This is a genomic window from Corynebacterium sp. 13CS0277 (assembly GCF_002994655.1).
Taxonomy (GTDB): domain Bacteria; phylum Actinomycetota; class Actinomycetes; order Mycobacteriales; family Mycobacteriaceae; genus Corynebacterium.
The window spans coordinates 1-8697 of record NZ_PPDL01000042.1; the positions used below are offsets into that span (position 1 = coordinate 1).

The following is an 8697-nucleotide window of genomic DNA, read 5'->3' on the forward strand; positions in this document are numbered from 1 at the left end:
CACACTCGTGTCATGCATGCGTTGCGTCAGGGACAAGCAGTCCCCGGCAGCACAAACCATCGAACCAGCACAAAAAAACTAGTACATTGGTACACTATTGAGTTCTCAAACATCATGCACCACCACAAACACAGCCACGCTTGCGACTGCCTCACGGCGGTTCCACCGACACTACACAACAACTTGGTGTGAGTGCAAATCCGGTGTGTCAGCACTTATGTTGACTGCTTGCTTCCTCCGTTTTGAGGCGCTGGGCTGTCTCGCTGACCCGGATAAAGTTACACACACCGTGAACACCACACAAATCCCCAGCACACAGGCGGTTTTTCGCGGACGCTTGCTGCCTGGGTTGTGCGCACCACGCGTGTCTGGGTGTGTTCAGCCCCTGCGCTGGCACTGCTCCCCTGCCGGCTCTCTGCCCTGACTTCTTCCCCGTGTATTCGTGACGACCCCTCAGCTCCGGCGTTCTCCGTGTGCAACGCGAAAGGGTGCCCCCGTGGGTCTGTCCTCTCCCCGCGCTCCTTCTATGCCTCGCTTCGGTGTCGTCGCAGTCGTCTTCCTTCACGCCCTCTGCGGTCGGCTCCACTGACGACGAGGTGCCCACTGCTGGCTCCGTCTCGAGTTCTCGTTCCCGTGCTGTAGTGGGCGCCGTCGCGGTGTCGCCATGACGCGGTGGGCCTGCCCTCTTCTCAGGCTTTTCCTTCCCACCGGTGGCTCCTTTTCCGGTGATCCTTGTACTTCCGGCTCGTTCGCGTAGGTGCTGTGTGCACACATCGCCGCGGTGGCGGTGGCGTTGTGGTCCTGCTGCCGGGGCTCGGTGGCTCCTGCCGTGTCGGCTGTGTGGGGGCACGTGGGTGCGTGGTGTGGCAGGCTCGGCCTTGTACTGTGCTTGGTGGCAGCGCAGTCTCCACCAACGGAAGGGATCTTCTCGGCCTATGTCTCCCATGTTCTCCCGGTTGTTCTCCCCCGAGGATCCGCAGCCGCAGCCCGGCCCCACCCTGTCGCCCGCGGCGGAGTTTTCGCGGGTAGCGCTGCTGACGAACCCGAAGGCTGGTGCCGGGGTCAGCGGTTTAGTCGCGCTGGAGGTGCAGCGGCACCTCAATAACGCCGGCATCGATGTCATCGCCCTGCAAGGCGCGGACGAGGAATCTGCGCGTCGACTGGCACAGACCGCAGTGAACTCGGGCGATGTGGATGCCCTGGTGGTGTGCGGCGGGGACGGGCTGATCAACCTCGGCTTGCAGTGCGTGGTGGATACCCCGGTGGCGCTGGGTTTGGTGCCGGCGGGCACGGGCAACGATCACGCCCGCGCCTTTGTGGTGCCGGGCAATGCGGCGAAAGCCGCGGCACTGATTATTTCCGGCCGTACTCTCGCCATGGATGTCGGCAAAGCCTCGTTTCAGGACGGGTCCTCCCGGGTGTTCGGCACCATTGCCGCGGTGGGGTTTGATTCTTTGGTCAATGCCCGCGCGGCCCGGATGAAGTGGCCGCCCGGGCAGGCGAAGTACACGGTGGCCGCTGCCCGGGAGCTGTTGTCCTTCCGCGCGCACCACGCCCGGTTGGCCTTCGATGGGGTGGAGCACACCATGGATGTCACGCTCGTGGCGACCGGCAACACCGCGTTTTATGGCGGCGGGATGCGGATGTGCCCGGAGGCTTCCCCCATCGACGGGATGTTCCAGGTCACCGTGCTGGAGAAGATGCCGCGCCGCCACGCGCTCAAGCGCTTCCACACCGTTTTCGACGGCAACGTCCTCGCGGAGGATGGGGTGTTGAGTTTCGAGGCCCGCCGCGTCGACATCGACATGCCGGGGGTGGATGCTTTCGCCGACGGCGAATTCTTTGGGCCCACCCCCGTGTGCCTGGAGGTGCAGCCGAAGGCCGCGCGCATCATCACCGCCGCCACCTTCGACACCGCGCCAGGCAGTCACTGATCCGCACCGCACCCAGTGCCGACGGTGCCGCGTGTTGCGCCCGCCCATAAGGTGGCGCTTAGGTGCTTCGCGCGCGGGGGTGCGGGCATACTTGGCGGCATGAGTTATCAGAGTGGAATCACAGGTCTCGGGACGACGGATCACGGCTACTACGAGCTGAGCTTGGTGCACGACACCCCGCAGGCCCGCCAGGATGCGGTGCGGGCCCTCGTCGAGGCGGCGAACCTGCCGAGCACCGCGGGCTCCAATATCGTCGTCGGTGTGCGCCCCACCCTGTGGGCGGAGGTCGCCGCCGCGGAGGACGTGCCCGCCGGGGTGCACGATTTCGCCGAGCCGCTGCGCGGCGCCGGCGGCTACTCCATGCCCGCCACCCAGCACGACGCCTGGCTGTGGGTGGCCAGCTCCTCGCGTTCCCAGGTCTTCGACGTCGCCAAGCACATCCTCGGCGCCGTGAAGGAGCATTTCACCTGCGCCCGGGAGACCATCGGCTGGGTGTACGAGAACAACCGCGACCTCACCGGCTTTGAGGACGGCACCGAGAACCCCGGCCAGTTCGAAGCCCCCGGCATCGTCGCCATCCCCGCCGGCGAGCCCGGCGAAGGGGCCTCGGTGTTGTTGTTCCAGCACTGGCTGCACAAGGCCGCCGACTGGGAGGCCTTGAGCGTCCACGAGCAGCAGGACATCATCGGCCGCACCAAGGCCGACTCCGTGGAACTCGACGAGGACGTCATGCCGGACTCCTCCCACGTGTCCCGCACCGTCGTCGACGTCGACGGCGAAGAACTCGACGTGTTCCGCCGCAACACCGCCTACGGTGATCTCAGCGGCCACGGCACCGTCTTCGTCGGTTTCTCCTTCGACCAGTGGCGGCTGGAGGAGATGCTGCGCCGCATGGCGGGCGCCGACGGCGGCCCCCGCGACATGCTCACCCACTTCACCACCGCCACCTCCGGCAGCTGGTACGTCATCCCCTCCCTCCGGGCGCTCGCAGGCATGCTCCCCGAGGACGACGAGGACTAGCCCAGTCCCCGCGCCGGATCGCTGCGGGGCGGCGCTGACACCGTCATCCCCCTGAGTTTTCCGCGCTCCCGCTGGCGGCCCCTGTGCCCGCAGCACCCTCCACCGCCGGGTGGGACCACACACCGTGGGCCCGCCCGGCGGTCGTCGTCTCTTGAGGGTGGTGGTCTTCCGGGGTGCGCCAGCAGCCTCGCGCCCGCACCGATTGCGCAGGTCCCCCGCCCGGGCAGTAGCATGAACTTCTGCCGCGCGCCCGCGCAGCACCGCACCCCACACGCACCCCGGCGGCACACCTTTTTGCCCGCCGCGTGTGCCAGGTGTGCGCCCTGGAAACCGCTTTCGCCCCACCACCACCGCACCGACAACCCTGTTGCGTTTGTTGTGTGTGCGCGTGGTTGCTGCCTGTGGGGTGCGACGTTGTGAAAGGCCCCTGGTGTCCACCCAGACCACTCCCGCCACCAGCACCGCGCATGCCGTGCACCCGGTGGATCAAATCCCACCCATCAAACGCCTCGTCCCCCTGGCGGTGCAGCACGTGCTGGCCATGTACGCCGGCGCGGTCGCCGTGCCGCTCGTGCTCGGCGGGGCGATGATCCAGGCCGGGCGGATGCAGCCCAGCGACCTGCCCTACCTCATCACCGCCGACCTCCTCGTCGCCGGCATCGCGACCGTCCTGCAGTGCCTGGGCGTGTGGCGTCTCGGCGCCCGCCTGCCGATCGTGCAGGGCTGCACCTTCACCGCCGTGCCCCCGATGATCATCATCGGTGGCAACTACGGCCCGGCCGCGATTTACGGCTCGGTGCTCGCCTGCGGCGCGTTCATGTTCCTCATGGCGCCCGTCTTCGCCCGGATCCTGTGGATGTTCCCCCCACTGGTGACGGGCTCTTTTATTACCTGCGTCGGTTTGTCGCTCATCCCGGTGGCCGCCAGCAACATCGCCGGCGGCTCCGCCGAGGATGCCGGCAGTGTCGCCAACGTCAGCCTCGGGTTGTTCACCCTCGCCGTCGTGCTGCTGGTGGAGCGTTTCGCGCCCGTCGCGATCGCCCGCGCCAGCGTGCTCGTCGGCCTGGCGGTCGGCACCATTGTGGCCGCGTTTTTCGGCAAAGTCGATCTCAGCGCCGTCGGCGAGGAACGCTGGGTGGGTGTGGCCACCCCCTTCCACTTCGGCCTACCCGAGTTCCCGCCCTCGGCGGTCATCGCCCTGGTGCTCGTCGGGCTGGTCACCCTCGTGGAGGCCACCGGTGACTTCCTCGCCGCCGGCGAAATCGTCGGCAAGAAGGCCACCCCCCGGCAGATCGCCGACGGCCTGCGCGCCGACGGCCTGTCCACGATGCTCGGCGGCGTGTTCAACACCTTCCCGTACACCGCCTTCGCGCAGAACATTGGTCTGCTGGCGATGAGCCGGGTGCGCTCCCGCTACGTGGTGGCCGCCGCCGGCGGCATCCTCATCATCTTGGGCCTCATCCCGAAGCTGGGTGCCGTCATTGCCGCGATCCCCACCCCGGTTCTCGGGGGCGCGACCGGGGCCCTGTTCGGCATGATCGCCGCCTCCGGTATCCGCACCCTGACGAAGGTGCAGATGAACGAAAAATCCGTGCTCATCATCGCCGTGTCGCTGACGATGGGTCTGCTGCCGGTCATGGATTCCTCCCTGTTCGCCCAGTTCCCCACCTGGTTCGGCACCGTGTTCAACTCCGGCATCACCACCGCCGCGTTCACCGCGATCAGCCTCAACCTGCTGTTCTTCGGCACGAAGCGAGTCCCCGCCAACGGCGGCACCGCGGAGGAGGCCCCCTCGACCGACGCCAACATCTACAAGACCGGCGTCGACACCTCCACCGCGATCGCGGACACCACCCGCGCGGACAACTAACCAGCGCCCCCGCTGCGCCGCGTGCACGCTGCATACACGCTGCGGCGCACGCATGACACTGCCCCGCCGGGCATGCATCGTCTCTGCTGTGAGACGTGCCCGGCGGGGCAGTGTGTGTTGTCGGCGTGTCATCACGCCATCTGCGTGCGGCGGGGTGGGTTAGCGTGCGAGCTGCTCCACCGCGGTGGCTGTCGGCGCGGACTCGGACGCGATGCGCACCGGGGCGTTGCCCCGGCCGCGGGCCCACAGCATGCCCACGATCGTCACGCCGAAGCAGGCGGCCATGTACACCGCCGGCCAGGTGATATCGCCATCGGAGGCGCTGAGCAGCGCCGCCACAATCATCGGCGTAAAGCCGGCGACGACGACGCCGTTGAGCTCCCGGGCAAGCGCGACGCCCGTAAACCGCGTATCGGGGGCGAAGAGGTTCGCCAGGAACGCACCCTGCGGGGAGGACGTGCACGTCATGACGATGCCGAAGCTCACGCACAGCGCCGCCGCTGCCACGGCCCCGCTGCCCGAGGTCAGCGCCCGGAACAACGGGTACGCGAACAGCACACCCACCACCGAGCCGGCCAGCATGACCCGGCCGGCGCCACAGCGATCAGCCAACCAGCCGCCCAGCGGTGCCAGCACAATCGCCACCACCGACGCCCCCAGCACCGCGGCCAGCGCCGTGGCGCGCGGCAGGCCACCATAGGTCGTGAGGATCGACAGGCTCGCAATGGAGATGATGTAGTTGTTGGCGTTGTGACCGGTGACCGCCATGAAGCCCAGCACCACCGAGGAGAAATCCCGGCGCAGCACCTGCGCCGCCGGCACCGCCGCCTCGTGCTGCTGCTCCTGGCGGGCCATGGCCGCGGTGTACTCCGGCGACTCCTCCAGGCGGTTGCGGATAAAAATCGCCACCGCAAACAACACCGCGGAGAGCAGGAACGGCACACGCCACGCCCACCCCAGCAGCGACTCCTGCGGCAGGGTACTGACACCGAGGAAGCTGACGATCGCGATCGCCGCGCCCGCGGGCGGCATCGCCAACACGAACGACGTCCAGTAGCCGCGGCGGCGCACCGGGGTGTACTCCGCCACCAGCACCAACGCGCCAGTCAGCTCCGCGCCGGCGCCCAAGCCCTGCGTGAAGCGCAACACGACGAGCGCCACGATGGCCCACACACCGGCCGTCGCATACGTCGGCAGCAGACCAATGCCGATCGTGGACACCCCCATGACGATGATGGTGAGCAGCATCGCCGGCTTCCGGCCATGCTTATCCCCCAGGTGGGCGATGAGCAGGCCGCCCACGGGGCGCGCGACGAAACCGACGGCAAACGTCGCGAAGCTCGCCACCGCCGCACCCGAGGAATAGTCGGCGAAAAACAGCGGACCGATCACCAGGCTCGCCGCCGCCCCGTAGAGGGCATAGTCGTACCACTCCACCAGGGTGCCCACCATGGCGGCCACCAGCGCCCGAAACGCGCCCGGCGGCAACGAGCGCGGCGACAATGACGGCCGCGGCGGGCTGGAATCGTGGGCCTCTGCCACCTGGGGTGCCTGCGCGTTACTCGCCATGACGGTACCCCTCGCGCCAATCCAGGCTCACCATCTCCGGGGTGAGCGCATCCACACTGCCCACACCCATCAACTGCAGGGTGCGGGTCAGCTCCTGGCGGAAAATCTCCAGCGCCCGGGCCACGCCCTCCGCGCCGCCGGCCATGAGGCCATACAAGTACGCCCGACCGATGAGGCAGCCGTCGGCACCCAACGCGACGGCCGCCGCCACGTCGGCACCGCTCATCACCCCGGTATCGACCAACACGGTGGGCTCGGCGCCGATGCGGGCCCGCACCTCCGGCAGCGTCAACAGCGGCACCGGTGCCCGGTCCAGCTGCCGGCCGCCGTGATTCGACAGCACCACACCATCCATCCCGTGCTCGATGCAGCGCACCGCATCATCCGCCGTTTGAATGCCCTTGATGAGCAACTGCCCATCCCAGGCCTCCCGCAGCCACTCCAGGTCCGCGAAATTCAGCGTCGGATCAAACAGGCGACCAATATCCGCGAAGGACTTCGTGCCCGAGCCGAAATTCGTGAACCCCAACTGACGCGTCGACAGGAAATTCGTCCACCACTCCACCCGGTAGGACGCATCGGCGAAGGTCTTCCAGTTGAGCTTCGGCGGGAACGTCATCCCGTTGCGGGCATCCCGGTGCCGGGCACCCGTCACCGGGGTATCCACGGTCACCATCAACGTGTCATAGCCCGCGTCCTTCGCCCGGGACACCAGCTCGTGAGCGACCGGGCGGTTATCGCCCGCCAGGTACAGCTGGAACCAGTGCCGCCCGCCCGGGGCGGCGGCCGCCACATCCTCGATCGTCTCCGTCCCCATCGTCGACAGCGTGAAAGGAATCCCCGCCGCCGCAGCCGCGCGGGCACCAGCGATCTCACCCTCGGCGTGCATCATGCGCGTGAAACCCGTCGGCGCAATTGCCAAGGGCATCGCGCTCGGCGCGCCCGCCATCTCACAGCGCACATCCACATTGGCGACATCGCGCAGCACCTGCGGGTGGAACGCCAAATTATCGAACACCTCCCGGGAGCGCGCCATCGACAACTCCCGCTCCGCGCCGCCAGCCACATAGTTGAACGGGCCGGTCGGCGTGCGGCGCTGCGCAATCTTCCGCAAATCCCACAGGTCCTGGGCCTTCTCTAGGCGCCGCTCACGGAAGTGCAGCGACGGCAACTCCACCTGCAGGAACTCTTTCAGCATCTCCGGGCGCGGCCACTGCCGCTTCAACGGGGCCAGCCGACTCTCCGTCGGCGGCAACACATGCTCGCTCCCCTGCGGGGACGCAGCGCGATTCGACATGGGTGAATCAACCCTTTCAACCAGGCAACAGCTTCCACCAGCGCCCGCGCCCTCACCGCCGCCGGACAAACCACCCGGGCGACAGTGATGCGCAGCACTGTGGGATTCATCGTAGACCTACCCCCATCCTGGGGCACACCCACCTCCCCCACGCCCCACCATCAGCAGAACTGCAGCTCAGCCCACAGGGGCTTGCGAGGATCCCCACACTGCACCACGGTAGAAAAACCACCCCGTACCGGGCGCACCACAGGCCCACCTCAGCGGGGTGTGCGCATAACCCACACCCACCCAGTAAGGAGGACCCCCATGTCCCGCGCCTTCATCCTCGTCATCATCGGCTTCCTCGCCCTCAACATCCACCCGATCCTTGGCCTGACCATCTTCGTCGCCGCCCGCATCCTCCACACCATGGAGTAGCGACACAGACCCACACCACCAGACTCACCGCCGGCAGCCCCACGACCGGAACGGGAACCTGCCGGGGCCCGCGTACAGAATCTGACGGGAACCCCGTAATCCCCACGAGCGCAGTGCACTCCTTCGAGCAACGCCCGCGACCGCGTCGGGGATCACGAGGGCAACACCTACCAGCGCATGGCCCCACCACCCGACATCGATACAGCACCACACGGAAAAACAGCCGCCCAAAGCTGCGGGAAGCTGTGATCCCCCAAGTGGGCGATGAAGCACAACAACCCACCCTCAGCGGAGGGTGGGTTGAAAGGGGGTGAGCGGCTACTGCTGCTTAGCGCGCTGACGAAGCTGATCAAGGTATGGAAGGATTTCACGCATCGCCAGGTCTGCGGTTCGATTTTCGACATCGAATCGGTCGATGAGCTCCAGGGGAATCACCAGGCCGAACTCGACTGCATACCGGGCCGCCAAGCAGTAGGCCAGACCCTCGTCGCGGCGGATCTCATAACCGAATGTTGAGCGACACGATAGATTGCACACTCAGCGACACGAGAAAGTGCGCACCACGTAGACGGAGCGAGCCCTACCCC

6 protein-coding genes are annotated in these 8697 nt (G+C 67.3%); 4 read left to right on the forward strand and 2 right to left on the reverse strand.

What is annotated here, in order from left to right:
* The first annotated feature begins 935 nt into the window (after positions 1–935).
* From C1Y63_RS12140 to C1Y63_RS12150, 3 genes are all read left to right on the forward strand, one after another.
* On the forward strand, positions 936–1934 hold the full coding sequence (locus C1Y63_RS12140) for a YegS/Rv2252/BmrU family lipid kinase (RefSeq protein ID WP_106016712.1): 999 nt from the start codon (positions 936–938) through the stop codon (positions 1932–1934).
* A 99-nt stretch (positions 1935–2033) separates the two neighbouring features.
* The gene (locus tag C1Y63_RS12145; protein ID WP_106016713.1) at positions 2034–2954 is read left to right on the forward strand and encodes a Dyp-type peroxidase; all 921 of its coding nucleotides are present in this window, start codon (positions 2034–2036) and stop codon (positions 2952–2954) included.
* A gap of 430 nt (positions 2955–3384) precedes the next feature.
* On the forward strand, positions 3385–4824 hold the full coding sequence (locus tag C1Y63_RS12150; protein ID WP_199189119.1) for a nucleobase:cation symporter-2 family protein: 1440 nt from the start codon (positions 3385–3387) through the stop codon (positions 4822–4824).
* Between the two features lie 159 nt (positions 4825–4983).
* On the opposite strand, the gene C1Y63_RS12155 is transcribed toward C1Y63_RS12150, so the two are convergent.
* Positions 4984–6393 (reverse strand): MFS transporter, encoded by a 1410-nt coding sequence (locus tag C1Y63_RS12155; protein WP_233195712.1) that lies wholly within the window; start codon positions 6391–6393, stop codon positions 4984–4986.
* A complete protein-coding gene (locus C1Y63_RS12160; protein ID WP_106016715.1) occupies positions 6383–7690 on the reverse strand; it encodes an alpha-hydroxy acid oxidase in 1308 nt (435 codons plus the stop codon). Before C1Y63_RS12160 ends, C1Y63_RS12155 begins: the two co-directional genes overlap by 11 nt.
* A 684-nt stretch (positions 7691–8374) precedes the next feature.
* Here C1Y63_RS12160 and C1Y63_RS12165 point away from each other — a divergent pair.
* Entirely contained in the window at positions 8375–8626 is a 252-nt protein-coding gene (locus tag C1Y63_RS12165; RefSeq protein ID WP_106016716.1) for a hypothetical protein, read from the forward strand.
* The last annotated feature ends 71 nt before the right edge of the window (positions 8627–8697 follow it).